The 25,255-nt window shown below is 59.2% G+C and carries 23 protein-coding genes; 14 read left to right on the plus strand and 9 right to left on the minus strand.

Annotation, left to right across the window (positions count from 1 at the left end; translation table 11 throughout):
- Positions 1 to 140: 140 nt before the first annotated feature.
- Positions 141 to 806 (minus strand): TIGR04211 family SH3 domain-containing protein, encoded by a 666-nt coding sequence (locus GN111_RS30490; RefSeq protein WP_170302535.1) that lies wholly within the window; start codon positions 804 to 806, stop codon positions 141 to 143.
- Positions 807 to 989: 183 nt separating this feature from the next.
- On the opposite strand from GN111_RS30490, the gene GN111_RS30495 reads away from it, so the two are divergent.
- Complete coding sequence (locus GN111_RS30495) at positions 990 to 1,421, plus strand: DUF1178 family protein (protein ID WP_155307367.1); 432 nt, start codon at positions 990 to 992, stop codon at positions 1,419 to 1,421.
- Positions 1,422 to 1,662: 241 nt separating this feature from the next.
- Here the strand turns inward: GN111_RS30495 and recD2 are convergent, their stop codons facing one another.
- The 5 genes from recD2 to GN111_RS30520 all read right to left on the minus strand — a co-directional run bounded on the left by recD2 (position 1,663) and on the right by GN111_RS30520 (position 8,266).
- The gene (gene recD2 / locus GN111_RS30500; protein ID WP_170302536.1) at positions 1,663 to 3,879 is read right to left on the minus strand and encodes an SF1B family DNA helicase RecD2; all 2,217 of its coding nucleotides are present in this window, start codon (positions 3,877 to 3,879) and stop codon (positions 1,663 to 1,665) included.
- On the minus strand, positions 3,872 to 4,447 hold the full coding sequence (gene gmhB, locus GN111_RS30505; protein WP_155307369.1) for a D-glycero-beta-D-manno-heptose 1,7-bisphosphate 7-phosphatase: 576 nt from the start codon (positions 4,445 to 4,447) through the stop codon (positions 3,872 to 3,874). The genes recD2 and gmhB overlap by 8 nt, the downstream gene beginning before the upstream one ends.
- Positions 4,448 to 4,590: 143 nt before the next feature.
- Positions 4,591 to 5,355 (minus strand): septal ring lytic transglycosylase RlpA family protein, encoded by a 765-nt coding sequence (locus GN111_RS34255; protein WP_155307370.1) that lies wholly within the window; start codon positions 5,353 to 5,355, stop codon positions 4,591 to 4,593.
- A gap of 36 nt (positions 5,356 to 5,391) precedes the next feature.
- Positions 5,392 to 7,740, minus strand: a complete 2,349-nt coding sequence (gene lon / locus GN111_RS30515) for an endopeptidase La (protein WP_155307371.1) — start codon at positions 7,738 to 7,740, stop codon at positions 5,392 to 5,394.
- Positions 7,741 to 7,813: 73 nt separating this feature from the next.
- Complete coding sequence (locus GN111_RS30520; RefSeq protein ID WP_155307372.1) at positions 7,814 to 8,266, minus strand: Hsp20/alpha crystallin family protein; 453 nt, start codon at positions 8,264 to 8,266, stop codon at positions 7,814 to 7,816.
- Positions 8,267 to 8,337: 71 nt separating this feature from the next.
- Between GN111_RS30520 and GN111_RS30525 the strand changes: the two genes are divergently transcribed.
- Together GN111_RS30525 and htpX are read left to right on the plus strand one after the other, a co-directional pair.
- Positions 8,338 to 8,607: a hypothetical protein gene (locus GN111_RS30525; RefSeq protein WP_155307373.1), complete on the plus strand. Its 270-nt coding sequence runs from the start codon at positions 8,338 to 8,340 to the stop codon at positions 8,605 to 8,607.
- On the plus strand, positions 8,540 to 9,475 hold the full coding sequence (gene htpX / locus GN111_RS30530; protein WP_155307374.1) for a zinc metalloprotease HtpX: 936 nt from the start codon (positions 8,540 to 8,542) through the stop codon (positions 9,473 to 9,475). The genes GN111_RS30525 and htpX overlap by 68 nt, the downstream gene beginning before the upstream one ends.
- A gap of 265 nt (positions 9,476 to 9,740) precedes the next feature.
- Here htpX and GN111_RS30535 read toward each other — a convergent pair whose 3' ends face one another.
- Positions 9,741 to 10,004 (minus strand): hypothetical protein, encoded by a 264-nt coding sequence (locus GN111_RS30535; RefSeq protein ID WP_155307375.1) that lies wholly within the window; start codon positions 10,002 to 10,004, stop codon positions 9,741 to 9,743.
- A gap of 105 nt (positions 10,005 to 10,109) precedes the next feature.
- Here GN111_RS30535 and GN111_RS30540 point away from each other — a divergent pair, with 105 nt between their 5' ends.
- Positions 10,110 to 12,071, plus strand: a complete 1,962-nt coding sequence (locus tag GN111_RS30540; RefSeq protein WP_170302537.1) for a dynamin family protein — start codon at positions 10,110 to 10,112, stop codon at positions 12,069 to 12,071.
- The gene (locus GN111_RS30545; RefSeq protein ID WP_155307377.1) at positions 12,068 to 13,828 is read left to right on the plus strand and encodes a GTPase; all 1,761 of its coding nucleotides are present in this window, start codon (positions 12,068 to 12,070) and stop codon (positions 13,826 to 13,828) included. The genes GN111_RS30540 and GN111_RS30545 overlap by 4 nt, the downstream gene beginning before the upstream one ends.
- A 45-nt stretch (positions 13,829 to 13,873) precedes the next feature.
- Here GN111_RS30545 and GN111_RS30550 read toward each other — a convergent pair whose 3' ends face one another.
- Entirely contained in the window at positions 13,874 to 14,704 is an 831-nt protein-coding gene (locus tag GN111_RS30550) for an aminotransferase class IV (RefSeq protein WP_155307378.1), read from the minus strand.
- Positions 14,705 to 15,233: 529 nt separating this feature from the next.
- Here GN111_RS30550 and GN111_RS30555 point away from each other — a divergent pair.
- From GN111_RS30555 to GN111_RS30590, 8 genes are all read left to right on the plus strand, one after another.
- On the plus strand, positions 15,234 to 15,719 hold the full coding sequence (locus GN111_RS30555; RefSeq protein WP_155307379.1) for a GNAT family N-acetyltransferase: 486 nt from the start codon (positions 15,234 to 15,236) through the stop codon (positions 15,717 to 15,719).
- A 59-nt stretch (positions 15,720 to 15,778) separates the two neighbouring features.
- On the plus strand, positions 15,779 to 17,674 hold the full coding sequence (locus tag GN111_RS30560) for a YgiQ family radical SAM protein (RefSeq protein ID WP_155307380.1): 1,896 nt from the start codon (positions 15,779 to 15,781) through the stop codon (positions 17,672 to 17,674).
- 298 nt (positions 17,675 to 17,972) lie between these two features.
- Entirely contained in the window at positions 17,973 to 18,146 is a 174-nt protein-coding gene (locus GN111_RS30565; RefSeq protein WP_155307381.1) for a hypothetical protein, read from the plus strand.
- A 149-nt stretch (positions 18,147 to 18,295) separates the two neighbouring features.
- Positions 18,296 to 18,904 (plus strand): helix-turn-helix domain-containing protein, encoded by a 609-nt coding sequence (locus GN111_RS30570; RefSeq protein WP_155307382.1) that lies wholly within the window; start codon positions 18,296 to 18,298, stop codon positions 18,902 to 18,904.
- A 436-nt stretch (positions 18,905 to 19,340) separates the two neighbouring features.
- A complete protein-coding gene (locus GN111_RS30575; protein WP_155307383.1) occupies positions 19,341 to 19,901 on the plus strand; it encodes a 2-oxoacid:acceptor oxidoreductase family protein in 561 nt (186 codons plus the stop codon).
- Positions 19,902 to 19,967: 66 nt separating this feature from the next.
- Positions 19,968 to 21,692: an FAD-dependent oxidoreductase gene (locus tag GN111_RS30580; RefSeq protein ID WP_155307384.1), complete on the plus strand. Its 1,725-nt coding sequence runs from the start codon at positions 19,968 to 19,970 to the stop codon at positions 21,690 to 21,692.
- Positions 21,689 to 22,867, plus strand: a complete 1,179-nt coding sequence (gene porA, locus GN111_RS30585; RefSeq protein WP_155307385.1) for a pyruvate ferredoxin oxidoreductase — start codon at positions 21,689 to 21,691, stop codon at positions 22,865 to 22,867. Before GN111_RS30580 ends, porA begins: the two co-directional genes overlap by 4 nt.
- Positions 22,855 to 23,736, plus strand: a complete 882-nt coding sequence (locus GN111_RS30590; protein ID WP_155307386.1) for a thiamine pyrophosphate-dependent enzyme — start codon at positions 22,855 to 22,857, stop codon at positions 23,734 to 23,736. The genes porA and GN111_RS30590 overlap by 13 nt, the downstream gene beginning before the upstream one ends.
- 271 nt (positions 23,737 to 24,007) lie before the next feature.
- On the opposite strand, the gene GN111_RS30595 is transcribed toward GN111_RS30590, so the two are convergent.
- Positions 24,008 to 24,520, minus strand: a complete 513-nt coding sequence (locus tag GN111_RS30595) for a PilZ domain-containing protein (protein WP_155307387.1) — start codon at positions 24,518 to 24,520, stop codon at positions 24,008 to 24,010.
- A 225-nt stretch (positions 24,521 to 24,745) separates the two neighbouring features.
- Here GN111_RS30595 and GN111_RS30600 point away from each other — a divergent pair, with 225 nt between their 5' ends.
- Positions 24,746 to 25,186, plus strand: a complete 441-nt coding sequence (locus GN111_RS30600) for an iron-sulfur cluster assembly scaffold protein (RefSeq protein WP_155307388.1) — start codon at positions 24,746 to 24,748, stop codon at positions 25,184 to 25,186.
- The last annotated feature ends 69 nt before the right edge of the window (positions 25,187 to 25,255 follow it).

Consider the following 25,255-nt stretch of genomic DNA (forward strand, 5'->3'; position numbering starts at 1 on the left):
TGTTCGATATCAGCGTTACGCTTCACCCCTCGTCACTGCGGAGTATCGACAATACGCCTCATTCCTCGGGGTTCGCAGGCCTTGATCTCGAACATTTTACGAAACCTTCCGAATGCGACTGGTTGTAATGGGTTCATCTGCTAGTACAGCGAGGATCTCGGCTTTCTCCTGCTGGAACTGAACAGGCCGAGGAAGAAACCCAACAGCATGATCCCGCCGCCGGTCCAGACCCACTGAATGATCCGGTTGCGTTTCATCTGCATATTTTCCGTATCCAGTTCTGCGCTGCGGTTTTTCTCCGATTCCAGATCGGCCGCCGTTTTCTCATATTGCCTCTTGAGCTTCAAAAAGTCGGCGGACTCCTTTTTCAGGTCCTCATAGGCCTTGCTGAGTTCGCTGAGGTCCTGGCTGTTCTGGGAGAGATCGGCGTCGGCCACTTTTTTCTGGTCTTGCAGCGCCTGGTATTTCTCCTTCAGATCATCGTACTTGGCGGACAGCACATCGTAGTCCTGGCGGACCCTTTCCAGCACCATTGCGCTGGGCTGACTGGTGGTCAGGTAGCGGTTGAGCACCCATCCTTCCTTGTCGTTGGGCGCCCTTACCAGGGACCACTCCTCGCCTTTCTCGATCATTTCCAACGCTTTGCCGCTTTGTACCAGAGAGATGATCTTGCGCTCGGTTCCGGGGCCGGTGCGCATGGTAATTTCAAAGTTTTCGGACACGTAAACGGTCTCCGCCGCAGCGATTGCCGGCAGGACCAGCAGGCCAGTCAGAATCATCCAGAATCGTGTTTTCAGGTTTTTCATAACCGATACACACTCCATCTTGGTTTAGGATTCTTAAAAGTTGCAGCATGGGTAGATCGATGCTGCAAAAAAAACGATGCCATTTTGAGTTGAAAAAGGAGCTTCTGTCAATAATTTCTTTTCAAACCGCACCCCCCTGTGATAATTCGAAAAGTGTAACAGAAACAGGCAGGTGAAAGCTAAATGATCGCGTACGACCTACAGTGCAGCCAGGGACACCAGTTCGAAGGCTGGTTTGAAGACAGCCGGGCTTTCGATCGGCAAAAAAAGCAGGGACTGATCGCATGTCCGGTCTGCGAAGACACGGCCATTGAAAAAATGCCCTCCACATTCGCCATCAAGGGTGCGTCCAGCACGATCCCGATGAAGCCCGACGGACAGGTGGATGCCGCCGCTCTGGGCAAACAGATTGTCGAATACGTGGAAAACAATTTCGACAATGTGGGCGCCGATTTTGCCGAAGAGGCGCTCAAGATACACTACGGCGTGACCGAGCCCCGAAATATCCGCGGAGTCAGCACCCCCAAAGAGGAAGAGACCCTCAAATCCGAGGGAATTCATTTCTTCAAGTTTCCCGTTCCGGTGAAATCGGAAGAGGGAAATAGTGATCAGTAAGGGTGGGTTCAGGGTTGACGTTAACGGGTCATGACTGCCTGAATAGAGGCCAAATCTCAAATAAATCCCAATATCCAACGTTCAAACAAGGTCGGCGACAGATGAATTGGAATTTGGGATTTTTGCTATTGTGATTTAATTGGAATTTGGTGCTTGAGTATTGTGATTTTTCGCCACCGGGCAACCCCGAGTTTCAATTCAGTCCATCATCCATCGTCCCTCATAATCCCCCCGACCTCAGTCATCCGACCGCCGTCTTCTGTCCTCCGACCTCCGACCTCATCCGTTCCGCCAGCATGGAGCGCCGCTGCTGCGGCCGGTCGTTTTTCAGGGCAATATCCAAGGCCTTGGTGGTACCCACCAGGACCACCAATTGTCTGCCGCGGGTGATGGCCGTGTAGAGCAGGTTGCGCTGAAGCATGATGTAGTGCTGGGTGAGCAGGGGAATCACCACCGCGGGATATTCCGAGCCCTGGGATTTGTGCACGCTGATGGCGTAGGCCAGGGAAAGTTCGTCCATTTCCATGAAATCGTAGGGCACCTGCCGTCCGTCGAAATCCACTTCGATCCGTTCGTTTTCCGGATCGATGCCCGCCACGATGCCGATGTCTCCGTTGAATACCTCCTTGCGGTAGTTGTTGCGCAGGTGCATTACCTTGTCGCCCTCTTTGAAGCGGCTGCCCGTCACCGCCACCTGGGCAGCATCAGGATTCAGGGCCTCCTGGAGCATCCGGTTTAAGTTGAGCGTGCCCAACGGACCGCGGTGCATGGGGGTGAGCACCTGGATTTCACGGATCGGTTCCAGCCTGAAGTGGCGGGGGATTTCCTCCCGGCAAAGGTTGACCACCGTTTGCACCACCTTTTCGGGGTTGGATTGTTCCAGAAAATAGAATTCGGAAGGCAAATCCGGATCGTCGGGCGGGTCCATCACCGGGGGCTGGCCCCGGCGCACCCGGTGGGCATTGACCACGATGGGGCTCTGCCGGTTCTGGCGGAAAATTTCGTTCAATTCGAAAGTGGGAATGGTTTCCGAGCGGATCAGGTCGGCCAGCGCGTTGCCGGGGCCCACCGGCGGCAGTTGGAACACATCCCCAACCAGGATGAGGGTGGCGGTCACCGGTACGGCCCGGATCAGACTGGCCATGAGCAGAACGTCCACCATGGAGGCCTCGTCGACCACCACCACATCGGCCTTCAGCGGATCGTCCGCGGTGCGTTCGAAACAGCCGTCGGCCAGGTTGTATCCCAGGGCCTTGTGCAGGGTGACGGCCTGCCTGCCGGTGACATCGGAAAGTCTTCGGGCAGCGCGCCCCGTGGGCGCGGTCAGCAGCACCCGGCGCTTCAACCCTTTCATGACGGCGGTCACCGCACGGATCAGGGTGGTCTTGCCCGTGCCCGGTCCGCCGGTGATCACAGATACCTTGTGGGCCAGGATTCCCTTGAGGACGGCTTCCTGCTGTTCGGAAAGCGTGATGGCCAGTCGGTCCACCACCGCCCGGGCGATTTGGTCGCTGTCCGGCGGCGGAGCGGCCGGGGGAATGGACTGCATGGCGGCGATGCGGCCGGCGACGGCGATTTCGGCCTGGTAAAGCTGCCTGGGGAATACCGGCGGGGCGTCCATATCGGCCGCCGGCGTTCCGATCACCACTTCGTCTTCCCCCACCAGATGATCCAGGGCTTGAGCGGCGGTCTGCTCTCCGACGTCGAAGGCTTCCTTGCATTTGTCCAGCAGCCGGTCCCGGGGGATGTAAGCATGCCCGCGATCCACGGCCTGCTCGAAGAGGTGGATCAGGCAGGCCTTGGCGCGGTCGGTTTCGTCCACCGGGGTGTCGGCATGGCGCACGACGGCGTCGGCAATGCCAAAGCCGATGCGGGGGATATCCTCGGCCACCCGGTAGGGTTCGTTGCACAGCGTGTCGATGACGTCCGACCCGTATTCGCGCAGCAGGCGGGCGGCATGGATGGTGTCAACGCCGATTTTTTCCAGGAACCCTATTAGCTGCCGGGCGGCGTGATGGGCCTGCCAGGCCTCGGCAATATGTTTAGCGGTCTTTTCACCGATCCCGGCAACCTCGGTGAGGCGCGCCGGCTCGGATTCGATCACCGTCAAGGTGTCGGCCTTGAAATGGCCGATGATGCGCTCGACCAGCTTGGGGCCCACTCCTTTGATGAAGCCCGATGCCAGATAGCCGCGGATGCCGTCCACCGTGGCAGGTAAAAGTTCGCGGAAGGCGGAGAATTTGAGCTGCTGGCCATAGCGGGCGTGGTTCTCCCATCGCCCGTAGACCTCGATGGATTCTCCGACGCCGGGATCGGGCATGGTGCCCTTGATGGTGATGCTGCGGCGGTTTTCATCGGTTCGCAGGCGGGCGATGGTGAAGTGGTTTTCTCGGTTGTAATAGGTAATTCTCTCGATTCGGCCACTGAGAGTGATATCCGGGACAGGGCTCTTAGACATGGCGTTGATCGAGAATCCAGTTCGCGGCTGCGGCCAGGTCGTTTGCCACGTGATCGGGGAAGGCTCCCTTTCGGGCCAGGGACTGTATGGCCATTTCACCATTACCGGTTTTAACCAGCACGGTGGCGCCGCAGCCTGCGGCCTGTCCCGTCAGGATATCTTTTTCGCTGTCGCCCACCATGACCGCCGATGCCAGGTCGATCCCGTAGCGGTCCCGGGCGGCCAGGAGCATTCCTGGTTTGGGTTTACGGCAGTCGCAGTTTTCGTCGGGGCGGTGGGGGCAGAAGAAGATGTCCGTGATGCGCCCCCCGCTGTCGGCCACGGCCCGGCACATACGCCGGTGCATAGTTTCCAGCGCTTCCGGTGACATCATGCCGCGGTTGACGGCCGACTGGTTGGTGATGACGATCACGGCGATGCCCGCTCGGGTGAGAAGGGCGATGGCCTCAAGGCTGCCAGGAATTAAGCGAAACTCCTGCCAGCTTTTGATGTAGTCGGGGGAATCGACGTTGATGACGCCGTCGCGGTCGAGAAAAACGGTGGTGATGTCTGGCAGAAGTTTGGGCATTTAGAAATTATGATGGCCAGGAGTACATGGAAAAAGAGAGTGTTAAGTGTTAAGTGATTAAGTTGTGGATCGGATCGTTTCTAAAAGATCGATAGGATACCTTCGCTTAGCATTTAAAAATTACCACTTAACACTCGCCGAATTTACTCAGCGACAATGAACGCATCCGGATACCCGCTACGGGCCAGATGCCGTTCATATTGGTCGGCGGTTTCCAGGTCGTTGCAGCGTCCCACCCGGACCCGGTAGAAAACCATATCCCCGCGGTCATAGGGAACCACGTGGGCGTTGGTAAAGGTTTGCTCCAGTTTGGCCCGCAGACGTTCGGCGTTGTCGCGGTTGGAAAAGGCCCCCACCTGGAAGGTGAACTGGCCGCTATAGTAATCCACCGGCACGAACGTCTCACCCTCGGTTGTTTCGCGACGCTCGCCTAATGCCGTAATTTCCACCCTGGCCGTGCCGGGACCCACCATGCCCAGTTCTTTTGCGCCGGTATAGGACAGATCGATGATCCGGCCGTGGACGAAAGGACCCCGGTCGTTGACCCGCACCACAATCCGGCGGTTGTCGTCCAGGCGGCGTACCTGTACCCAGGTGCCCAGGGGCAGGGTTTTATGGGCTGCGGTCATGGCGTACATGTCGTACACTTCGCCGCTGGAGGTCCTGCGGCCATGAAATTTTTTGCCGTACCAGGAGGCAATGCCCTGCTGGGTAAAGCCTTTGGCATGGGGTATGGGTTTGTACCAGTTGCCGTTCACCCGATAGGGCTTGGGATGTCCTTTGGGGGTAGGCGGCGGCGAAGATGGTGTCGAAGCGCAGGCTTGAAGGAAAAATAGTCCTGCCGCTGCCAGCAGCAGCACCCAACACCGGCAACGAGTCATCCCACGCTGTCCCGTTTCCTTGATCATGATCCCTCGACAGATCCTCTTTTCACCGTTCACTGATCACTGGATAGCAATCTTGAGCACGTCCAGCATTTTCTCCATGAAGTGGAACTGGATGTCGTCTCGAACTTTCTGGGGGATGTCCACCAGATCCTTTTCGTTCCACTTGGGCAGCAAAATGGTCTTGATGCCGGCTCGGTGGGCGGCCAGCACCTTCTCCTTGATGCCGCCCACGGGAAGTACCTGGCCGCGCAGGGTGATTTCGCCGGTCATGGCCAGATCTTTCTTGATGGTCTTTTGTTTCAGCAGCGAAACCAGCGCGGTGAGCATGGTGACGCCGGCCGATGGGCCGTCCTTGGGGATGGCGCCGGCGGGCACGTGGATGTGGATGTCGTGCTCGTCGAAGAAATCCTCGTCAACCCCCAGGCGTTTGGCGTTGGCCCGGATAAAACTCAGGGCCGCGGTGGCCGACTCTTTCATCACGTCTCCCAACTGGCCGGTAAGGGTTAGGCCCTTCTTGCCTTTCATGGCCGTGGCTTCTATGAATAGCAGGTCGCCGCCGGTGGGCGTCCAGGCCAGTCCCATGGCAACGCCGGGGGTGGTCATGCGGGCCTTGGCTTCGGACTGCAGCTTGACCGGCCCCAGATATACGGCCACGTCGTCCACCTTGATGGTGGCTTTTTCGATCTCGCCTTCGGCAATAGCCGTGGCCACGCCCCGGCAGACGGTCGCGATCTCCCGTTCCAAATTTCTCAGTCCGGCTTCGCGCGTATAGCCTGAGATGATGCGACGGACGGCGCCGGTGGTAATCTTGATCTGGCGGGCCGCAAGGCCGTGGGCTTCCCGCTGGCGCGGAATCAGGTAGCGCGCGGCAATCTTGACCTTTTCGTCTTCCGTGTAGCCCAGAAGCTGGATCACCTCCATCCGGTCCCGCAGGGCCGAAGGAATGGTATCCAGTACGTTGGCCGTGGTGATGAACATCACCTTGGACAAATCGAAGGGCACGTCCAGGTAGTGGTCGGAAAAAGAGAAGTTCTGTTCCGGGTCCAGCACCTCCAGCAGGGCGGAAGAGGGGTCGCCGCGAAAATCCGAGCCCACCTTATCAATCTCGTCCAGCATGAAAATGGGGTTGTTGGAGCCGGCCCGCCGCAGGCCTTGGATGATTCGGCCGGGCAGGGCGCCCACATAGGTGCGCCGGTGCCCGCGGATTTCAGCCTCGTCGCGCACGCCGCCCAGGGAGATGCGGTGAAACTTGCGGCCCAGGGCCCGGGCGATGGAGGTGCCCAGGGAGGTCTTTCCGGTACCCGGAGGACCGGCAAAGCAGAGAATCGGTCCCTTGGAGTCGGGTTTGAGTTTTCTCACCGCCAGGTATTCAATGATCCGGCGTTTGGGCTTTTCCAGTCCGAAATGGTCCTCGTCCAGCACCTTGCGGGCCTTTTTGATGTCCAGGTTGTCTTCGGTGCTCGTGTTCCAGGGCAGTTCGGTCAGCCAGTCCAGATAGGTCATGGCCACCGTGTACTCCGCCGAAGAGGGGTGCATGCGCGAAAGCCGGTCAATCTCTCGTTCGGCCTCCTTGACGGCCTCTTCGGGAAGCTCCCGCTCCTTGATTTTGGTCCGGTATTCGTCCAGCTCCACCGAGGCTTCGTCGGTTTCTCCCAGCTCCTCCTTGATGGCCTTAAGCTGCTGGCGCAGGTAGTACTCCCGCTGACGCTTGTCCATGTCCCCTTTGACCTGGGATTGGATTTTGTTGCCCAACTCCAGGATTTCAAGCTGATGGTGGACCAGTTTGGTGACCAGCTTGAGACGTTTGGTGGAGTCCCGGGTCTCCAGGACCTGCTGCTTTTCCTCGGCCGAGGAGTTGATGGTCGAGGCTACCATGTCCGCCAGGGTGCCGGGCTCCTTGATGGAGGTGGCCATGGATCCCATTTCCTGGGGCAGGCCGGGAGAAAGCTGCACCACCCGGTCGAACTGCTTGATCAGATTGGCCATCAGGGCCTGGGTTTCGTCGTTGTCGTGGTCGGTGTCGCCAAAGGTCTCCACCTGGGCCACCAGGTAAGGCTTGCCCTTTTCGAAGGCTTTCACGTGAAAGCGGCTCAGCCCCTGTACCAGAAGCTGCACATGGTTGTCTTCGGTTTTGGCCATCTTCAGGATCAGCGCAGCCGTGCCCACCTTGGCCAGATCGCCGCTTTCCGGATCGGGTTTGAGGTTCTCCTTTTTTTTGGCTACGAGAAGGCCGATCATGCGATCCTTGGCCATGGCTTCGTCGATCAGGGTGACCGATTCACCTTTCATCACCACCAGGGGCAGGACCATCTTGGGAAACAGGGTCGCATCGAACAACGGCAGGATGGGCAGCAACTTGGGAATATTTTCCGTATTATAATCCAGGGACGGTTGTCTATCTTTCATGACGCTCTCCTTAAAGGGCGTATTTCTAAATCTCACAGTTCGCACAGCAAATTGGTCCGCGGGCAGCAGGGCATCACTCTTCGTTGATGTGAATCTTGTGCACCTTGTCGAGCTTGAGCTTGGCGATTCGGATCGTCAGCAGACCGTTGGTGTAGGTGGTCGACACCACCTCGGTGTCCACCGGAGACGGCAGGTAGAGGATGCGTTCGAAGCGGCCGTACTGGATCTCGGCCAGGCGGTAGGTTCCGTTTGGCACCCGCGTCATTTCCCGCCGGACACCCGAAATCTTGACGGCCCGTGAATTGATTTCCAAGTCGAGGTCGTCTTTTTCCACACCGGAAATTTCGGCCCAGATCATGATTTCTTCCGGGGTTTCGAAAATGTCCATCTGCGGAGTCCAGAGGTGCTCGCGAGACGAAAACATGGGGTTGACGGGCCGCGGCCTGAAGATTTCCTGAATGGTTTTCCCCAAGCCCTGGCCGGTGGGATCGAAATTGCCCCCGAACTTGATTTTGATATAGTCCATGATGATACCCCGAACCGGTTTGATTGCCCTTCCTGAATCGCGTTTATTTGGGAGGAGCAATGCCTGTTTGAATGGTTTTTCTTGCGCACACGTTGCTGAACTTCAGGGTGTCTAACAATTTTTTTAAGTTAGCACCGAAACCAGGGGTTGTAAAGGTGGCCGCGCCGGATGGTCCCGCCCCTGTTGCCTTTGCGCAAATCGATCTTATATTGAAAAACCCGGTCGAAAGAGTGATTCCGGGTGTTTCAAACGATAAAAAAGGAGAAAACAGTTATGGGCAATCAGATCAAAACGACGGTTTTGCTGGCCGGAATGACGGCCCTGATCCTGATTGTGGGTAATCTGCTGGGAGGACGCCAGGGGATGATCATCGCCCTGGTGCTGGCCGCCGGAATGAATTTTTTCAGCTATTGGTACTCAGACAAACTGGTTCTCAAGATGTACCGGGCTCAGGAGGCCACACCAGCCCAGGCGCCGGAACTGTTTGAAATGGTACAGACCCTTGCCCGCCAGGCGGATCTGCCCATGCCAAAGGTCTACATCATTCCCAAGGATGCACCCAACGCGTTTGCCACCGGGCGGAACCCGGAAAACGCCGTGGTGGCCGTTACCCAGGGACTGCTCAAACTCATGGACCGGCGCGAGATCATGGGGGTGCTGGCCCACGAACTGGGCCACGTAAAAAACCGGGACATCCTTATCGGTACCATCGCCGCCACCATGGCCGGGGCCATCATGATGCTGGCCTCCATGGCCCGCTGGTCGGCCCTTTTCGGCGGCATGCACCGGGATGACAACAACGGTGGCGGCATGGGCGCCATTGGCATGATCGCCATGTCCATCATCGCGCCCATGGCGGCCATGATCATTCAGATGGCCGTATCCCGTTCGCGGGAATATCTGGCCGACGCCACCGGCGCCCGCATTGCCGGCGGCCCCGAAGGTCTGGCCAGCGCCCTGGAGAAACTGGGGGCCTACTCCCGGCGCATTCCCATGGATGCCAACCCCTCTACGGCCCACATGTTCATCGTCAACCCGCTGTCCGGAAAGAGCCTGCAAAGCCTGTTTTCAACCCACCCGCCGGTGGAGGAGCGTATCAGCCGGCTTCGGGGCCAGCGGCCGGCCAGCGGCCCGTCCGCACCGCCGCCCCCTCCGGGAAGCAACCGCCAGGAAGCGGCTGGTAAAGCGTTTTGGGACAGCTTGCAATAGGTGAGTAGCTGAAGGTGTTTAGACTGAAGGCTGAAGGGGACCGATAAATTCCAATCGAAAAAGTCAATGAACTCGAAGAAAGTGCCAGGGTCGTCATGCCGGACTTGATCCGGCATCCATAACCCATTGAAACAACTGGGTAACGCTAAAGTTTCACTCTGTGCGCCAGCCTTTGCCGGAATGACGCAAAGATGAAATCTTCAATTTTTTTAAATCCCAAACAACCGACGGCACTGTTTGGGATTTGATTTTTGATATTTGGAATTTATTTGAAATTTGGTGCTTGGAATTTGCGATTTGCCGGGGACGCCTGGTTGCAACCGCAGCCTTTCCCTGAAGGTGCCTTCGACCCCGCCTCTCCGCCGTCCCGACACACCCGGCAGCGGTTTTCGTCACACCACTGGCAGCGATGGCAGGTGGGGCAGGGGTGCTTTTTGGGCAGTTGTCCGGCATCTTCCGGTGAGTAAATTTTGCCGGTCACGCCAGGGATTCGAATCCAGGCCATGGGCGCCTCGCATTTGAGATGCATCGTTACATTCCAATGATGGGAACCAGCCGCCGTTTGTCAACCGTTTCCAGCCTGCCCTAATTATGATATCAAAGGTTTGAGCCAAGCAAAGGAGGTTGCATTCAGGTGGATCAATTATACGATGCGGGCACCATCGAGGCGGTCGCACGCCTGAAAGATGCGGCGGTGCGCCTGTCCGATTTGCTGGTGCTGGACTGCCGACCGGCTGTAGATGCCTGGCAGCAGGCGGTCGAGGCCCGTCTATTGCCCCGGCTCAAGCCAGATTTCCCGCTGGTGGCAGCTATTTGCGGGGGCGGCTCCTCGGGGAAATCCACCCTGTTCAACGCCCTTGTCGGCCGGCCGCTCTCGCCCACCGGGGGCCGGGCGGGGATCAACCGCCGTCCCCTCATTGCGATCAGCACCCAATACAAAGAACAGCCTGGGGTTGCCGAAGCCCTGGTCGACCCCTTTGGCTGCGCGCCGAAGCTGCTGGAGGCCGCGGAAGAGCTGGCCTCGCCCGGCGATCCGCTGCTGTGTTACGAAAAGAGTCTTCCTCCGGGACTGGCCCTGTTGGATACGCCCGATTTCGACACCGGCGCCGGCGGCAGTTACCAGAACCGGGAGATGGCCGAGCGATCCCTGAGCGCGGCCGACGTGCTGATCTACATCTTCACCAACGCCAACTACAACAACCGGGATAACACCGATTTCATTGCCCGCATGCTGACGACTGTGGGCACCCGCAACAGTTTTTTGGTCTACCGGGTCTACCCATCCTTCAGCGACGAAGAGGTCCTCGACCATGCCGGCACCGTGGCGCGCAACCTCTATGGCGAAGGTGCCGAACGGCATGTGTTGGGGGTTTATCGTGCCGGTGAGGACAATCGGGTGGCCGCCGGCGAGCGATCGGTGGGCGTCGTGCCGACGGGCGACAGCCGGGTCGGACTCATGGAAGCGCTGTCCCAGATGGATCCCCGGCAGGTTAAAGGGGAACTGCATCGGTCGATTTTCACGGATGTGGTCCACCAGGGGCGGGGCTTTGCCGAAGAGGTCCGGCAGGCAAACGAACACCTGGCCGCATACCTGGAAGGGTTGCGCGCGATTCAGCGCAGTTTTGTTCAGGAGGCGCTGAGCCATCTTCCCATGGACGCGGTCGTTCGCCGTTTTTCCCAGATCTGGCGGGACACCGATCCCGCCCACGTCAAATTCATGCGCAAAACCGGGCAGGTGGTGGAAGGCCCCCTGCAACTGGCCCTGCGGGCGGCCAAATGGATTCGCGGCCGCAAGTCCGGAAAGAAGGCGACCCTTCCCGAGGGTGTCGCAGCTGCGGCCATGGAGGCCGATCTGGTCCAGGCGGCCAACGGGCTGCGCAAGGCGTCGGTGGATCCGGAATTGACGATCCGGCTTTCCCGGTCCGATCCGGCGGTCGATCAAATGCGCGAACGAATCCGGCGGCTGCCGAAACACGCTGAGGCGGCCGAAACATCGACCCAGGGCGACACGGCAACCTTCCGGATTCCATTGCCACCCGCCCTTGCCGCAACCCAAGAAGCCCTGCGCAGCGCGAACTGGTCGGTGTCCCTCGAGGACATGCTGGCCCGGCAGGATGCCCCGGGCGGCCTCACTGGAGAGCTGGAAGAGGAGCTGCAGCGGCTGGTCCGCGAGCAGCGCGCCCGCATGACCACCTTCGACCAGATCCGCCAAACCTTCGCGGCCATGCTCAACATCATCCCGGCCACCGCCGCAGTGACTTACGTCCTGCACACGGGGGACCCGGTGGGCGCCGTCGGCATCAAGGTCAAACTGGCCGGCCTGTTCGGTCTCAACGACCTGTATGCCCTGGTCGCCATTCCGGCTACGGCGGGGATGAAAAAGGCGGATTTAAAGCAATTGGAAGCCCTGCTGGCCCCGGTGGCTCGGGCCTGGCTGACCCACAAATTGATGGCCATCGAGGCCCTGTTCGAAGAGAAGATCACCGGCGCGCTATTGCAAAAGGGACAGGTTGTGTCAGCGGCGGCCGCAGATGACATCCAACAAATGGATCAAAGCCTGGCCCATTGCGGCCGGGCACTGGAGAAGATGGCATGATGGACAACCAGAAGGCTGCCCTGCGGGCCATGGGAGAATTGGAAACCGCTCGGGCCGACATCCAGGATCTGGTCGAGACCATGGAGCGGCTTTCCTTGTGGCGGCCGGCCGCCGGACTGAAAAAATCCTGTCAGGCGGCCCTGGGCATCCTGGACCGCCTGGCCGAGCGGCTGGACCGCAAGTTGGTGATCACCCTGGTCGGCCCCTGCGGGTCGGGAAAATCCACCCTGCTCAATGCCCTGGCCGGTGTGGACGACCTCTCGTCGTCCGGGCATCGACGGCCCACCACCCAGAATGTGGTGGCTTTTTGCCGGCAGCCGGAAGACGCCCGACAGTTGGCCGAGCAACTGGACGCCGAGGACCTGCGAATCCGCACCCGCGAAGGGGCGAACGGGTTGGAAAACGTGATTCTCATCGACACCCCGGATACGGACAGCACCCACCAGGAGCGCCACATCCCCCTGGTCCGCCAGGCCATCGGCCTGTCCGACGTGCTGATCTGCGTGTTCGACGGTGAGAATCCCAAGCGCCGGGATCACACGGATTTTTTGGCCCCCTATGTGCGGCTTTTCAGCGGTTCCAGCCTGGTGGTGGCGGTCAACAAGTGCGACCGGTTGGACGAAAAAGAGCTGACCGACACCATCATGCCCGAGTTTGCCGATTATATCCGCAAAGCCTGGTCGGTGGAGCCGGCAGCCATTTTCTGCCTTTCCGCCCGGAGCCATCTGCAGCATCCCGGATGGGACCCGGATGCCGGGCCCAAACATGGCCGGGACCAGTTCGGCCAGTTGCAGCGCCTGATCCGGGAGACCTTCAACGCCTCCCGTTTTTCCGTGGACCGCCGGCTGGAAAACGCCCGCAGCATTCGGGACGATCTTCACAACAGCGTGCGCGAAGAAGCGGGAAAGGAGAGCAAGGCTTTAAAAGCGGCCATGGGCCGGATTTCCGCCTGCGAAACCGAAGCCATGGGGCGGGCCATGGAGGCTTTCCGCAGCGGCGGCGGCCAGCTCTCTTTGGGAATCAACGTACGGCTCTATCAGCAGTTGGCCCAGCGATGGCTGGGGCCGGTGGGCTGGCTGGTGGCGGTCTGGACCCGGATCCTGGTTTTCGGAACGGGCCTTGCCGCCCTACTGCGTTTCGGCAATCCCGTCCGCCAGCTTTTCGGGGCCGTTTCCGTGGTCCGGCGCCATGCGGAATCCAAAAAGGCCCTGAATGCAGCCGATCAGGGCGCCGGCGCTTCCCTGGCCCTGCTGCGCTATGACGACACCATTGCCCGCGCCTGGCCCGAAATTGCGGAAAAACTGATCGACGCCCGTTTTGCGCCGGCCGTGCGGGAGGCGCAGCGCGCGCCGGGCCATGGCGATCAGGTGGGGCAGCGCCTCGAACAGATCTGGAACGATGTGCTGGAAAGGGAGCTTTCTAATGCAGGCCGACGTCTGAGCGGCGGACTGCTGCAACTGCTGTTCAACCTACCGGTTCTGGGTGTGCTGGGGTATGTGGGCTGGCTGACGGCGTTGAACTTCTTTACGGGAAATATTCTTTCCAGCAATTTTTTCCTGCACGCGTTCTGGACCATTGTTCTGGTCCTGTTCCTCAGCTTCTTCCTGCTGCAGGGCGTCATCCGCCTGGCGGCGGGCAAGGAGAAACTTGTCGCGCGGGTGTTCGATGGGGTTCAGCGGGATCTGGATGGAGAGAATCGCATCGAGGAAAGTCCGGTTTGGCGGCAGGTGAGAATGATTCAGGAATTAGGGAATTGAGGGATTGCAGGAGCGGCTTGCAGCCGCGATCAATTCCATAATTCCTCAATCCCTCAATTCAGTATGCTTTTTCATCTCCTCCATGAGCTGTCGGGTGCGCGGTCCCGGCCGGCCGTTGGCAATGGTCCGATCATCCACTTTGACCACCGGAACGATGCCCTTGCTGGTGCCGGTGATGAAAACCTCGTCGGCTGCCAGCAGTTCGGTGCGGGAAAGATCCCGGATGTCGATGGGAAACAGCTCACCGGCCAGTTCCAGTACCACCTTGCGCGTTACGCCGGACAGGATGCCCCGACCGGGCGTGACCAGCTTGTCTCCCGCGAAGGCGAAAATATTGGCCGTGGTGCACTCTAAAGCCAGGCCGTTGCGATCGATGTACAGTGCCTCGATGGCATCTTCGGCGGCCGCTTTTTTCAGGGCCAGGCTGGCCGAGATATAGTCGATGCTCTTGGCGCCGGGGATGGGCCGCTCCACTTCCCAGGAGATGATCTTGACGCCGTCGGTGTACCACTTTTCGGGAAGCTTGGGGATCGGCGAAACCAGCACCAGCAGCCGCGGCGTTCCCGACGGGGTCATGAAGTCGCGGCTCGGCCCGCCGGTGACCACGATGCGGATATTGGCTTCGGGGATATCGTTTCTGGCCAGGGTCTGTTTGACGATCCCGGCGATTTCGTCGTGGGTCCAGGGCAGCGCCAGGTCGATCTTGCGGGCCGAATTTTCCAGCCGGTCGATATGGGCATCCAGAAAATAGGGCTTGCCGTCGTAGGTCCGCAGCAGATCGAACACGCCGATGCCGCGTAAGAGGGCCAGGTCATCCACGGGGATGACCGCCTCTTCCGCTGGCACGAATTTGCCATCGATATAATAGATCGCCACACCATCCTCCCCGAAATACGATTTATGAACCTTTTCCAATCGTAGTTATCATAGTGCCATCCAGAAATAGGAGAATTTGGCCGAGATCGAGGCGCACGAAAAATTTTACCGCAGTCATATGGTTGATATTTCGAGGATAAAATTTTTCGCGCAACAAAGATATCGGGCGAATTGGCCATTTCTAGGTGAGCGCTATCCTAACACCATCGACGGTTGCGTCTCAACCCATAACCGTATTCCGTGTTTCGGATTGGGTGGTCTCCGATGGCGATGCCCTGACGTAGGGGCGAAAAATCTTTCGCCCCTACACCCCCTATAAATTTTGATGGGAAGGGCAACGCTGATTGACTGAGGCGGGGATAAACATCGCCACTAAGCTCTGAGGCGTGGCCTATAATTCGCTTTATCAAAAATGCTTCTCCGTGCATCGCGGCGCAAGGGGTTTTGACAGATCTTCGAAATCGGGTTATGTCAGCCGGATTCGATTTTCAGATCGCAACCGGCGCTGCCCCGAAGATAGGAGAACCATATGGAACCGATTGAAATTGTCGAAGCCGATCTTAATCGCGACGATCACCAGCGCAGCGTCCTGGAACTGATCGATGCCTATGCCCGTGATCCCATGGGCAATGGCGCGCCGTTGCCGAGCCGTGTCAAAAACGAGTTGATTCCCGGGCTGCGCAACCATCCCACTACACTGATCTTTCTGGCCTGTTGCGACGGCTGGGCCGTGGGAATAGCCGTCTGTTTCATCGGCTTTTCCACCTTTGCCGCCCGGCCGCTGATCAACATCCACGACCTGGCCGTGCTGCCTGAAGGTCGGGGAAACGGTGTCGGTCGCAAGCTGCTGGCCGCGGTGGAAAGCAAGGCAAAGGAGATGAACTGCTGCAAGGTCACTTTGGAGGTGCTGGAACACAACCGCCGGGCGTTGAAAGTCTATGCTGCGGCTGGCTTTGTCCGGGCCACCTATACCGAGGAGGCCGGCGGGGCGTTGTTTTTTGCCAAGAAGCTGTGAGACAGTGATCGGTGAATAGTGAACTGAAAACCCTAAACTCCAGACCCGAAACCCCGTACATGGAAAACGACTTCCTGCCGGTATCCCAATCGGACCTGCGACAACGCGGCTGGGACCGGCTCGATATCATCCTGATCACCGGGGACGCCTACGTGGACCACCCGGCCTACGGGGTGGCCCTGATCGGCAGGGCCCTGGAGGCCCATGGCTTCCGGGTGGGGGTGATCGCACAGCCGGACTGGCGCACCGATGCCGACTTCAAACGCCTGGGAAAACCGAGGCTTTTTTTCGGCATCACCTCGGGCAACGTGGATTCCATGGTGGCCAACTACACGGCCAACAAGCGCCCCCGCAAAAAGGACGACTACACGCCGGGCGGCAAGGCCGGCATGCGGCCGGACCGGGCCCTGATTGTCTACGCCAACCGGGTGCGCCAGGCCTTCAAGGACGCCTTGGTGGTCATCGGCGGCATCGAGGCCAGCATGCGCCGCCTGGCCCACTACGATTACTGGGACAACCGGGTGCGGCGGTCGATTCTTTTCGATGCCCGGGCCGACATGCTGGTTTACGGCATGGGGGAGAGCCAGACCGTGGAGATCGCCAGGAGGCTGGATGCCGGGCAGGGGATCGAAACCCTGGACGGGATTCCTGGCACGGCGGTCATCCGCAAGGATCCGTCCTTTTTAAAAGAGACGGTCGTCCTGCCCGCCTTCGAGGCGGTTGCCGATGATCCCGTCGCGTTCAACAAAGCTTTTGCATTGTTTTACAGGCAGCAGAATCCCCATACCGCCCGGCCCGTGGTCCAGGCCCACGGCGACCGGTTCGCGGTGGTCTATCCGCCGCCCATGCCGCTGGCCGCAGCGGATCTGGATGCCATCTACGAGCGCGGCTATTGCCGGAATTGGCATCCGGACTACGATGCTGCCGGCGGGGTGCCGGGGCTGGAGACAGTGCGCCACAGCCTGGTCACCCACCGCGGCTGCTGCGGGGAGTGCAATTTCTGCTCGCTCTATTTCCACCAGGGGCGCGTGGTCCAGAGTCGCAGCGCCGATTCGGTGCTGCGCGAAGCCCGGGAACTGGCCGGCGACCCTTCTTTTCGTGGAACGATCACCGACATGGGCGGGCCCACGGCCAATCTGTACGGCGCCGACTGCCCGCGCTGGACCAAGAAGGGGTTTTGCGGAGATAAACGCTGCCTGACCCCGCAGACCTGTTCCGCGCTCGATCCCGGCTACGAGCGCAGCCTGCCGCTGTACCGGCGCGTCCGCCAGATTCCGGGGGTCAAACATGCCTTCATCGGCAGCGGGTTTCGTCATGACCTGTTCGGCGGTAAGGGCAGCGACACCATTCTGGAAGAGCTGTGCCGCCACCACGTCAGCGGCCGCATGAAGGTGGCGCCGGAGCACGTTTGCAACCCGGTGCTCGAAGCCATGGGCAAGCCGGACATCGCCGTGTACGATGCCTTTGTTCAGCAGTTCAATCGGGTTGGAAAGCGGCTTCCCGCACGGCGCTACCTGGTCAACTACTTCATCAGCGCCCATCCCGGCTCCACGCTGAAAGACGCCCTGGAGATGGCCCTCTATCTGATCCGGCGCAACATGCACCCCGAGCAGATCCAGGATTTTATCCCCTTGCCCCTGACCCTATCCGGCGCCATGTACCACACCGGCAGGCATCCTTTCACCGGCAAGTCCGTTTATGTGGCCAAAACCTTCCGGGAGCGCAAGATGCAGCGGGCCCTGATCCAGTACCGCAACCCGGCCAATCGACCCTTGATCCGCGACGCCCTGGATATTTTAAAAGCTCGGGACCTGGCGCCTCTTTTCTTCAAGGCGGCAGGCGGTCACCAGGGGAAACAGAAAACCGGTGCCGTTCCGTCAGCAGCTTCCAAACCGGCCCGTCGCCGGCCGCGAAAAACCGGTAAATCCACCGGGCGGAAACAACGTCGTCGATAAATCGGACCATGCCGGATGGTTCGGCGGCCAAACCCTGTGCTGGTGAGGGAAAAAAAGTAACCCTATGAAAAAAATGTTTTAAAAATTGTGGTTTGTTTTTCCGATTATATGTTCGCCGTCAGTCAAGCTTATTGGTAACATTATGAATCTGTTGGAATAGTTTAGCTCACAGAAAGCCGGTACATATGTTGCAGACAAATATTTGTCCAGGTCAGTATGTTGGACATGCAATGAGACAGAGGTTGAAACGGAAGCGCTATTTCGATTCCCCCGCCAGCAGAAGAAGACAGGAAAACAAATGCACCTAGCCAATGCAACGTCGCCTGAGAAGACGATGCTAAATGACAATGGTGGTCGGCGCCTGGGTGGCGACCGGCGCATCTATACGTATAACGGTCACATCCCGGAACGCCGATCCGGTAAAGATCGCCGATGCGGCCTGGACCGTAGAAAAAAGCTCCGCGTTTCCTGATCCATCCCAACTACAATCAGGCGGATTCCCGGAAAAAGATTTCATTTCCTTTAGTTCTGCAGGGTCGCTTGATCGCCCACCCGTCTCATGCTATCTCTCTTCGTTATGGATAAGACACGTCGGATAACGACAACTTCGAACCATTGCAAATGAACAAACTTCAAGATGCAGACATCCGAAAGGAAGTTGCGGCCCTGAATATCGGGCGCCAGATCAGACAGTTGCGCTTTCAGCGGGGAATGACCCTCAAGGAAGTCTCCGAGATCACCGGGCTGTCCAAGCCGTCCTTGTCCCAGATCGAGAACAACGACGGTGCGCCGCCGATCGCCACCCTGATAAAAATCGCAACCGCTCTGGGCGTCAAAATCGGCCATTTTTTCAAGGAGCCGGAGGCCAGCCGCCGTCTGGTCGTGGTGCGCCGGGACGAGCGGCACAGGCTCAACCGGTTGTCCCACGAGGACCAGTACGCGGCCATCGGCTACTGGTACGAATCTCTGGCCTACCCCATGGTCGACAAGAACATGGAGCCCTTCATTGCCGAGATCGCACCGCGGGAAGAAGGGGACATTCTTTTCAACCAGCACCGCGGCGAAGAGTTTATTTTCGTTATGGACGGAACGCTCGAATTCCGCAGCACCGACCAGACCATCCTTTTGCATCGGGGGGACAGCCTTTATTTCGATGCCGAAGTTTCCCATGGACTGCGGGGGATTGGCGGGATTGCGAGGGTGTTGGTCGTAGTGTACGTTCCCCAATAAGCGGCGGCTGCGTAAAACTCCCGATATCTCTTTAAGATCGGTGCCGGTAAATAGCTTTTTGAACGTCGAACAGCGAACATCGAACGTCCAACGCCAAATGAGGAGATCGCTTCGCTCCATCGCTTAACAAAGAGGAAGCACTATCCTTTCTTCCCTTTTATGAAGAAGGGTTTCAGAACCTTAAAAACGACAGCATGCCTTGTTCGAAGTTCGAAGTTGGACGTTCGATGTTCGACGTTCATTGGCCTGAATTTTAGCCCCCTTTGATAGCCGCTACGACAGACGCATGGCGGGTGTATCGTTATCCACGTGCGGTTCCTCCCTGCCCGCGAAAACCCTTGACATCTACAATCGTCCCCACTATGGGTTTACTTAGATCAAACCTTTTTCAATTTTGCCAAACAACCGAGCCGACCTTTATCGGCAGGGGGAGCGCATGCAGGAGATCCGTTTTCACGGGCGAGGAGGGCAGGGTACGGTACTGGCATCGATTTCACTGGCCAAAGCCTATTTTGACGCCGGTTACGAAGTTCAGACCTTCCCCCTTTTCGGCGTCGAACGCCGAGGCGCCCCGGTGGAAGCCTACCTGAGGATCGACGACCGCAAGATCCTGCTGCGATGCAACGTCTACGAACCGGACCACATCGTGGTGATGGACAACAAGCTGCTGGCGAGCATCGACGTGACCCGCGGACTCAAGCCGGGGGGCTGGATCCTGATCAACACGCCGCAGCAACCCGACGATATGACGCCTTTTGACGGGTTCAACGTGGCCTGGGTGGACGCCACGGGCATCGCCCTTCAGCACCGGCTGGGTACCCGTACCAGCCCGATTATCAACACGGCCATGCTGGGCGCCTTTGCCCGCACCCACGGCGAGCCGGCCATGGAACATATCGAGCAGGCCATCTTAAAAGAAGTCCCCATCAAACAGCAGGAAAATGTAATGGCTGCCAGGGACGCCTTCGACCAGTTGCAGCGGGTCGATCAGGGATAAACCGAATCCGGCGACCTTGTTGCCGATTTTCGGTGAAACCTGCCTGTGGTAGCGGAAAGCAGTCTGATGAACAAACCGATTTCCCTTTTCATTTCCCGGTCGAGCACGACCTCCCGGATCAACAAGACCGGGTCCTGGCGTTTTGCCCGGCCACGATATCAGGACCAAACCGCACCGTGCAGCGCAGCCTGCCCGGCCGGCGTGGACATCCCCAAAATCGAGCGGGGCGTTGCCGAAGGACGAATCGATCAGGCATGGCAAACCTACGTGGAAGAAAACCCGTTCCCGTCGGTGTGCGGCCGGGTCTGCTTTCACACCTGCGAGTCGGCCTGCAACCGTGGCCGCCTGGACCAGCCGGTGAACATCAACCGCCTGGACCGGTTCATCGGCGATGCGGCCCTGGAACGAGGCTGCCTGGAGGATCGAACGGTTTTGCCGTCCAACGGTCGCCGGGTGGCCATCTGCGGAAGCGGCCCGGCCGGGCTGTCCGCGGCCTACTTTTTGACCCGCCTGGGTTTTGCCTGCGAGATCTTCGAATCCAAGAGCCAACCCGGTGGCGTCCTTTACTGGGGAATTCCGGCCTACCGGCTGCCAAAAAACGTCCTGCAGCGCGAGATCGACAGGATCGTTGACCTGGGGGTCAAGATTCACTGCAGCCAGCCGGTGGATGCCGACGTTCTGGCCCGACTGCAATCGGAAAACGACGCGGTATTCATGGGATTCGGCCTGGGCCGGTCCCTGGACCTGGATATCCCCGGCAGCGGCCGGATGGCCGACGGCCTATCCCTGCTGGAAGCCCTTCAAAACGGCGAGCGTCCCGATATCGGCGGCGAGGTGGCCGTAGTCGGCGGCGGCAATACGGCCGTAGACGTCGCCCGCTCGCTGGTTCGCCTGGGCGCCCGTCCGACGATCCTCTACCGCCGTCAGCGCCAGGACATGCCGGCCTTCGAACACGAAATCGCCGCAGCCGCAGCCGAGGGCGTCCGCATCGTGGAACTGGTTTCGCCCCTGGCCATCGAAGACAACCTGGACGGCGTCACTGTTCAATTGGGGCGGATGAAAACCGCCGATACCGGTGAAGACGGCCGCACCCGCGTGGTGCCGGACGGCGACAAGAATACATCCATGACATTTACGGCCATTTATGCGGGAATCGGCGCCGATGTGGCCGAGACCTGGCACCGGCCCGGGTCCGACGGCGCATCCGATCGGCTCATCCTGAGCCATTGCACCCTGGACGTCGGGTCCACGCCGCTGGTCTACGGCGGCGATCCGGTTATGCCGACAAAGAGCGTCACCGATGCCATCGCATCGGGAAAACAGGCCGCCATCGCCCTGCAGGCCTGGTTCGAAGGCGGTCGGGACGCCGTTCCGGCAGCCATGGATCGCAGCAGGGTGGGGGACGGTCCGGCCCTGTCCATGGAGATGTTTCTGGGCGGCGAAAGGCGGCTTCGTGATCGCCATGTGGTGGCGGCCGAGGAGATCAACACCGACTACTTCCAAACCTCCTCACGGGGGACGCCTATTCAACTCTCCGTTGACGACGCCCGGGAGACCTTTGCCGAAATCGAATCCACGCTATCGTCAGATCAGGCCGCCGAAGAAGCTGATCGATGCTACCAGTGCGGCCTGTGCAACGACTGCGACAACTGCCGGATTTTCTGTTCCGAAGTGTCCATCGAAGTCAAGGACGGCAAGCGCCGCATCGATCTGGATTACTGCAAGGGGTGCGGCGTTTGTGTGGCGGAATGCCCGCGCTGCGCCATGGTTATAGAGGAGGAACGGGCATGAGACAGGTTCTGGAAGGCAGCCATGCTATATCCGAAGCGGTGCGGCTGGCCCGGGTGCAGGTGACGGCGGGCTACCCCATCACCCCGCAGACCCACATCATCGAGGCCATTTCCGAGCATTTCGCCGATGGCACCATGACCGGCCGCTTTATTCCCGTGGAAAGCGAGCACTCCTCCATGGCGGCGGTGGTCGGCGCCGCCACCACCGGTGTGCGTACCTTTACGGCCACGTCCTCCCATGGACTGGCCCTGATGCACGAAATGCTGCACTGGGCCTCGGCGGCCCGCCTGCCCATCGTCATGGGCGAAGTCAACCGCGCTTTGGGGCCGGGATGGAACATCTGGATGGACCAGACCGACAGCCTGGCCCAGCGGGACACAGGCTGGATTCAGCTTTACTGCGAAGACGGCCAGGAAGCCCTGGACACCACCCTGATGGCCTACCGGCTGGCCGAGCAGGTCAACCTGCCGGTGATGGTGGTCATCGACGCCTTTTTCGTCTCCCATACCTTCGAGCCCATCGAGGTGCCCGACCAGGATGATGTGGACCGCTTTTTGCCCCCCATCAAACCCCGGTTCGCCCTTGATCCCAAGGAACCGGCAGCCCTTTATCAGATGGCCCCGCCGGCCTGCTACATGGAAATGCGTCGCAGCATCGATCTGGCCATGGACCAGGCCGCGGACGTTTTTGGCGAGGTGGAAGAGGAGTTCGAGGCGGTCTTCGGTCGGCGCTACGGCAGCATCGAAACGGTCGGCTGCGATGATGCCGAGATCATTCTGGTCACCACCGGTTCGGCCACCAGCACCAGCCGGATGGTGGTCGAAAAACTACGCGGCCAGGGAGAGAAGGTGGGATTGTTGAAACTCAAGCGCTTCCGCCCCTTCCCGGTGGAGGCCATTCGCAGGGCCCTGGCCGGTGCTCGCAAGGTGGCCGTGCTGGACCGCAACTTCTGCTTCGGGGTGGGCGGGATATTTGCCCAGGAGATCCGGGCGGCCCTGTGCGGCCTGGAACCCGCGCCGGTAATGTTCAACTTCATCGCCGGGCTGGGCGGGCGGGACATCCCGCCGAACCTGATCGAAGAGTTGTACTCGACCACCAAAACCCATGCCGCCCCGGCCGAGAAGAGCATCTGGATGGGCCTTAACGAGGAGCTTTTGGAATCATGCGGAATCTGAATATTCCCGACGAAGTATACATGCATCCGGGCAACATGAGCTGCCCGGGCTGCGGTGGCGGAATCGCCATGAACCTGGTGCTCAAGGCCCTGGGAGAGAAGACGGTCCTGGTGATTCCGGCCTGCTGCTGGGCCATCATCGCCGGTCCGCATCCCCAGAATTCCCTGAAAGTGCCGGTGCTGCACACAGCCTTCGAAACGGCCGCGGTAACCGCCGCCGGCGTGCGCGCCGGCCTGGACGTGAAGGGTGACAGCGAGACCACCGTGGTGGCCTGGGCCGGCGACGGCGGTACCTTCGACATCGGCCTGCAGTCTCTTTCCGGCACCGCCGAGCGTGGGGACGACATCATTTTCATCTGCTACGACAACGAAGCTTACATGAACACCGGGGTCCAGCGCAGCTCGTCCACGCCCTTCGGCACCCGCACCACCACCACCCCGGGGGCCGGCTGGAAAAAGACCCGCAAGAAGGACATCATGGAAATCATGGCGGCTCACCGCATCCCATACGCGGCCACCGCCAATATCGCCTACCCCCGGGACCTGCTGCGCAAAGTCGAAAAAGCCAAAGCTGCCAAAGGGGGAACTCGCTTTCTTCACATTTACGCCACCTGCCCCACCGGTTGGGGCATCGCTTCCGACCAGAGCGTGAAGGTCGCCCGCCTGGCCACCCGCACCAATGTCTTTCCGCTGTACGAAGTGGAAGGGGGCATATCAACCACCCTGAACGAGACCGGCGACCTGCCGGTGGAGGAATACCTGAAGGTCCAGCGCCGCTTCAAGCATCTTAGCGCGGAGGATTTTCGGGAGATCCAGCGGGATGTGGATGCGGATTTTGAGCTGATCCGGAAACGGGCGGAGGTTGGATGACAGAAGTCGGAGGGCTGACATCAGAAGACGGATTGAAGAATTCGTGGATTGAGGAATTTAGGGATTAAGGAATTGAAGGAGCGGCGTGCCGCCGCAATCGTTTGATCAAGAAACAAAACGGCCGGGTGATGGTCTCCCGGCCGTTTTTTATTGTGGATTTATGCAATTTCGCAGTTTTTCACGATTTATAGATTCCGTCCGCTGACTTCCAACCTCCGACTTCATGCCACCGACAGCGTTTGCTCGATGGCGATCGGTTCCGTAGAAGCGGTCAGGCGTCGGCGGCGGCCAGGGCTTTCTTTTCTTCCATGAGAATGGCCGTGCCGACGGGTTCGGTAAATTTAAACACCACTTCGCCCTCCTCTCGCCGGGCAACCGTGGCCTTGAAGCGGATGTGATCGCCGCTGAGCAGCCGAATGTCTCCATTGAATTTTTTCTTGAAAGGCATTTCCGCGCCGGCACGGATGCGCACGCCGCCTTCGGATAGATCGCGCACAGTATAGGCCGTGTCCCCGACGGTCAGGACGGGACAGCGGTCTTCTTCATAAAGGACCCGCACGGCTTCCCGTTTGACCAGACCGTTGCTGCCGTCGACATCCTCGGCACGCGACGCCAGTATCGGCCGTTTGGAGAAGAAAAGGGCCAGAAAATTGATGAAGGGGATGGGCATGAGCAGAAAGAGCAGGAAGATGACCAAAGGACCCAGATCCAGGCCCCGGATAAAAAAGACAGCTAGGATGATGAGCAGTTGGATCACATTGGCGACAAGGGCGGCGATGTTCATAACCGGTCATCCTCCGTTTTCGAAAAATCGTCTTTGTGTAAAACACTCGTAATGGTTAGGATTCTGTCAGGCTACCATAGAAACGGCTGCCATCGCAATCAGGCTTCCACAAACAGCCCCTTTGACCTGCCTTTTCCCTGTATTGACAAAGAAGGCGGCTGTTTTTATGATCCGTTCCGGATTTGCCGAGTTGTTTTAATTACCGCAATATGGGAGCGACCCAACATGGATGCGCCTAAAAAATCGACCGATAAGGAAACGACCGATTTCTGGCAGGACCATTCGTTGACCTTTCTGGAAATGGCCTTTCGCAACGACCGCCGCGAAAGGCTGGAAAAGGCGGACGGATATGCGAAAAAGACAGGCGACTGCGGGGATACGGTGGAACTTTTCCTGATGGTGGAAAACGATACCATCGGTCGCCTGGCTTATGAAATGGACGGTTGCCTCCACACCAATGCCTGCTGCAACGCCGTGGCTTCCCTCGTGGAAGGCAAACCGGTTGAATCGGCCTGGGAGATTACGCCGGAGACCATCAAAGACCTGCTCGAAACCCTGCCCGAAGATCATTTTCACTGCGCAGAGCTGGTAGTGGGCACCTTGTACCTGGCCTTGAGCGACGCCCGGGAAAACCAGCGTTCGCCGTGGAAGAAAATCTACCGTTGATCCAGATCGATGCCGGTTTGCGGCGCCTTATTTGCCCTTGACAGAAAAGGGGTTTTTGACTATAGGTTC

The organism is Desulfosarcina widdelii (genome assembly GCF_009688965.1).
Lineage (GTDB): Bacteria > Desulfobacterota > Desulfobacteria > Desulfobacterales > Desulfosarcinaceae > Desulfosarcina > Desulfosarcina widdelii.

What these genes read in the sequence shown, in the direction of transcription:
- GN111_RS30580 (WP_155307384.1), top strand. Translation starts at nt 19,968, where the DNA reads ATGAACAAACCGATTTCCCTTTTCATTTCCCGGTCGAGCACGACCTCC.
- lon (WP_155307371.1), bottom strand. Translation starts at nt 7,740, where the DNA reads ATGAAAGATAGACAACCGTCCCTGGATTATAATACGGAAAATATTCCC.
- GN111_RS30535 (WP_155307375.1), bottom strand. Translation starts at nt 10,004, where the DNA reads ATGCATCTCAAATGCGAGGCGCCCATGGCCTGGATTCGAATCCCTGGC.
- GN111_RS30565 (WP_155307381.1), top strand. Translation starts at nt 17,973, where the DNA reads ATGCACCTAGCCAATGCAACGTCGCCTGAGAAGACGATGCTAAATGAC.
- GN111_RS30495 (WP_155307367.1), top strand. Translation starts at nt 990, where the DNA reads ATGATCGCGTACGACCTACAGTGCAGCCAGGGACACCAGTTCGAAGGC.
- GN111_RS30590 (WP_155307386.1), top strand. Translation starts at nt 22,855, where the DNA reads ATGCGGAATCTGAATATTCCCGACGAAGTATACATGCATCCGGGCAAC.
- htpX (WP_155307374.1), top strand. Translation starts at nt 8,540, where the DNA reads ATGGGCAATCAGATCAAAACGACGGTTTTGCTGGCCGGAATGACGGCC.
- recD2 (WP_170302536.1), bottom strand. Translation starts at nt 3,879, where the DNA reads ATGTCTAAGAGCCCTGTCCCGGATATCACTCTCAGTGGCCGAATCGAG.
- GN111_RS30560 (WP_155307380.1), top strand. Translation starts at nt 15,779, where the DNA reads ATGGAAAACGACTTCCTGCCGGTATCCCAATCGGACCTGCGACAACGC.
- GN111_RS30595 (WP_155307387.1), bottom strand. Translation starts at nt 24,520, where the DNA reads ATGAACATCGCCGCCCTTGTCGCCAATGTGATCCAACTGCTCATCATC.
- GN111_RS30545 (WP_155307377.1), top strand. Translation starts at nt 12,068, where the DNA reads ATGATGGACAACCAGAAGGCTGCCCTGCGGGCCATGGGAGAATTGGAA.
- GN111_RS30555 (WP_155307379.1), top strand. Translation starts at nt 15,234, where the DNA reads ATGGAACCGATTGAAATTGTCGAAGCCGATCTTAATCGCGACGATCAC.
- GN111_RS30520 (WP_155307372.1), bottom strand. Translation starts at nt 8,266, where the DNA reads ATGGACTATATCAAAATCAAGTTCGGGGGCAATTTCGATCCCACCGGC.
- GN111_RS34255 (WP_155307370.1), bottom strand. Translation starts at nt 5,355, where the DNA reads ATGATCAAGGAAACGGGACAGCGTGGGATGACTCGTTGCCGGTGTTGG.
- GN111_RS30525 (WP_155307373.1), top strand. Translation starts at nt 8,338, where the DNA reads ATGGTTTTTCTTGCGCACACGTTGCTGAACTTCAGGGTGTCTAACAAT.
- GN111_RS30570 (WP_155307382.1), top strand. Translation starts at nt 18,296, where the DNA reads ATGAACAAACTTCAAGATGCAGACATCCGAAAGGAAGTTGCGGCCCTG.
- GN111_RS30490 (WP_170302535.1), bottom strand. Translation starts at nt 806, where the DNA reads ATGAAAAACCTGAAAACACGATTCTGGATGATTCTGACTGGCCTGCTG.
- gmhB (WP_155307369.1), bottom strand. Translation starts at nt 4,447, where the DNA reads ATGCCCAAACTTCTGCCAGACATCACCACCGTTTTTCTCGACCGCGAC.
- porA (WP_155307385.1), top strand. Translation starts at nt 21,689, where the DNA reads ATGAGACAGGTTCTGGAAGGCAGCCATGCTATATCCGAAGCGGTGCGG.
- GN111_RS30600 (WP_155307388.1), top strand. Translation starts at nt 24,746, where the DNA reads ATGGATGCGCCTAAAAAATCGACCGATAAGGAAACGACCGATTTCTGG.
- GN111_RS30575 (WP_155307383.1), top strand. Translation starts at nt 19,341, where the DNA reads ATGCAGGAGATCCGTTTTCACGGGCGAGGAGGGCAGGGTACGGTACTG.